General features: G+C 57.6%; 2 protein-coding genes and 4 pseudogenes. 2 read left to right on the top strand and 4 right to left on the bottom strand.

Features of this window, described 5'->3' with window-relative positions:
* A pseudogene (locus tag GCT19_RS41610) lies at positions 1-241 on the bottom strand (IS6 family transposase); the annotation flags it as partial.
* 58 nt (positions 242-299) lie between these two features.
* Between GCT19_RS41610 and GCT19_RS41605 the strand changes: the two are divergent.
* A pseudogene (locus GCT19_RS41605) lies at positions 300-763 on the top strand (DDE-type integrase/transposase/recombinase); the annotation flags it as partial.
* Positions 764-1,087: 324 nt separating this feature from the next.
* Here the strand turns inward: GCT19_RS41605 and GCT19_RS41600 are convergent.
* From GCT19_RS41600 to GCT19_RS44265, 3 genes and pseudogenes are all read right to left on the bottom strand, one after another.
* Entirely contained in the window at positions 1,088-1,786 is a 699-nt protein-coding gene (locus tag GCT19_RS41600; protein ID WP_321576962.1) for a Bax inhibitor-1/YccA family protein, read from the bottom strand.
* A 180-nt stretch (positions 1,787-1,966) separates the two neighbouring features.
* Positions 1,967-2,131, bottom strand: coding sequence for a transposase (locus GCT19_RS41595; protein WP_321576961.1), 165 nt, complete (start codon positions 2,129-2,131; stop codon positions 1,967-1,969).
* Between the two features lie 171 nt (positions 2,132-2,302).
* Positions 2,303-2,461: pseudogene (locus tag GCT19_RS44265) on the bottom strand (IS6 family transposase); the annotation flags it as partial.
* Positions 2,462-2,521: 60 nt separating this feature from the next.
* Between GCT19_RS44265 and GCT19_RS41585 the strand changes: the two are divergent.
* Positions 2,522-2,762: pseudogene (locus GCT19_RS41585) on the top strand (IS6 family transposase); the annotation flags it as partial.

Genomic DNA, 2,762 nt, shown 5'->3' with positions numbered 1-2,762 from the left:
TGTGCTTGCGAAAGCGCCTTTCGAAGAGCGGCAGCAGCTTGATGACCCAGCGGTGCACCGTCGAATGATCCACCGCGATACCACGCTCGTCCATCATTTCCGCAAGGTTGCGCAAACTCAGCGAATAGGCCACGTACCATCGCACGCACAGCAAAATCACTTCAAGCGGGTAGTGAAGGCGCTTCAGGACCTTGGCCAGGCCCGGCGCGAGTGTGGTTCGCGGTGTCTTCGTCTTCTTCATCGCACAGCTCAAAAATTCGCTACCCAATTTTAACGTGGGCCTTACTGCAACAGAACCGCCGTATCTCCTGTGGCGCGCGGTCGACGAGCATGGCGCCGAACTCGACGTGCTGGTGCAAAAGCGTCGCGACAAGGCCGCGGCAAAGCGCTTCTTCAGGCGGGTGCTACGTTCAAACCCGGTGCCGCGCAAGATCGTTACCGACCAGCTGCGCAGTTATCCGGCGGCGAAGGCTGATATCCCTGAGCTTGCTCAGGTAAAGCACGTTTTCGTCAAAGCGGCCGCACGCGTGAACAACCGCGCCGAGAACCGCCACCAGCCGACCGTAGGCGGGAACGCCAGATGTGCGGGTTTCACGAGGCGCATCGCATGCAGGCTTTTCTTTCGTGCTTCGGCCCGATCCGTCAGCACTTCGCGCTATCAAGACATCAGATGAATGCCGCTCGTCATCGCGCTATCCTGAAAGAACGTCTCGCAACATGGCTTGGCTGGACCGTCTCAGACCTGGTTGAGATGGTTGACTAATAAGGATTACTATGCATGTGCCGAGACATTGACCTACAGTACCCAACTTGACAACGCCCCTGCCCGCTGTAGACCAGATCATTTGTCAAATGGGACGAGGCCATGTATAAGCGTGCTGCCTTTACCTGAAAGCCAAAAATCACAACACTATTTGTAATCCGGGAGGCGGCCACATAAGACCTTCCTTAGCTTCCTTGTTGCGACAGTACCGCAACCAGTTGGAAGCCTTACCTCCGTGCGCCATTGAAAACCGCTTCGCGAACTTGACAGAGCCGATGAAACAAACCTCCGCGCGACTTCGTGGTCAGACTGACAACAGTAAGATTAGTTGCGGTTGCCGCCGAAAATGCCGAGCAGCGCAAGCAGGTTGACGAACACGTTATACAGATCCAGGTAGATCGCTAGCGTCGCGGTGATGTAGTTCGTCTCACCGCCGTTCACGACGCGCTGCACGTCGAACATGATGTAGGCGGAAAAGATCACGATTGCCATGACCGAGACCGTCAGCATCAGTGCCGGCAGTTGCAGGAACACGTTCGCGACCGAAGCCAGCAGGATCACGATCACGCCCATGAAGAGCCACTTGCCGAGGCCCGAGAAGTCGCGTTTGCTGACCGTGGCAATGGTCGCCATGGCCGCGAAGATCACACCAGTGCCACCAAACGCGAGCATGATCAGCGACGGGCCGTTCGAGAAGCCGAGCACGAAAGCGAGGATGCGCGACAGCATCAGCCCCATGAAGAACGTGAAGCCGAGCAGTACGAATACGCCGACGGCACTGTCTTTGGTGCGCTGGATCGCGAACATGAAGCCGAAGGCGATCGCGAAGAACGCCAGCATGCTCATGGCGGGGCTGCTGGCGGCGAACAGCGAGAAGCCGGTGGCAAGGCCCACCCAGGCGCCGAGCACGGTCGGGATCATCGACAGCGCGAGCAGCCAGTAGGTATTCCGAAGTACGCGCTTGCCAGCTGTGAGCGCGCTCACAGCACTATCTCGGCCAAAGCTATAATTACGGTCGTTCACTGCTTCACCTTGACTGGTTGCGGGTTTCGGGGGGATTTCAGCGGTCGTCCCTTGACGGTGCCAATGATGCATGAAGGGCCCTGCATGCATCATTGGCACGGCGAAGTGAGGGCCCGAGGGGCGAAGTGCTCGAGATGGGCTTTGTCCGGATGGGTACAAGTTCCCGTGCCATGGACGCGACTATGCATTTTTGACGCAAACGCGTTTGCCGAAGGCGTTCCACCGGTTCAGCAGGTTGGCGATGATGATGCCTTCGCCTTCCTGCGACGCAAGATCCTGCGTCAGCAGGCGCTCGCCGATGCAGCGCTTGATGCGCGAGATCTGTGCCTCGACCAGCGAGCGCACACCGTAGCCGTATTTCTTGTGAAATGCATAGATGCCTTTGTCCTCGATCTGGTCATGCCGGCGGGCTCGCTCCTCGCCGTGTACGACAGCGTGAGCTGGCGGTGGGATGACGGGGCGTTGTCAAGTTGGGTACTGTAGGTCAATGTCTCGGCACATGCATAGTAATCCTTATTAGTCAACCATCTCAACCGGGTCTGAGACGGTCCAGCCATGCCATGTTGCGAGACGTTCTTTCAGGATAGCGCGATGACGAGCGGCGTTCATCTGATGTCTTGATAGCGCGAAGTGCTGACGGATCGGGCCGAAGCACGAAAGAAAAGCCTGCGTGCGATGGGTTCTGTTGCAGTAAGGCCCACGTTAAAATTGGGTAGCGAATTTTTGAGCTGTGCGATGAAGAAGACGAAGACACCGCGAACCACACTCGCGCCGGGCCTGGCCAAGGTCCTGAAGCGCCTTCACTACCCGCTTGAAGTGATTTTGCTGTGCGTGCGATGGTACGTGGCCTATTCGCTGAGTTTGCGCAACCTTGCGGAAATGATGGACGAGCGTGGTATCGCGGTGGATCATTCGACGGTGCACCGCTGGGTCATCAAGCTGCTGCCGCTCTTCGAAAGGCGCTTTCGCAAGCACA

The sequence above is a fragment of the Paraburkholderia atlantica genome, assembly GCF_009362785.1.
GTDB classification, from domain to species: Bacteria; Pseudomonadota; Gammaproteobacteria; order Burkholderiales; family Burkholderiaceae; genus Paraburkholderia; species Paraburkholderia atlantica.
This window is presented reverse-complemented; position numbering and strand designations above follow the sequence as displayed.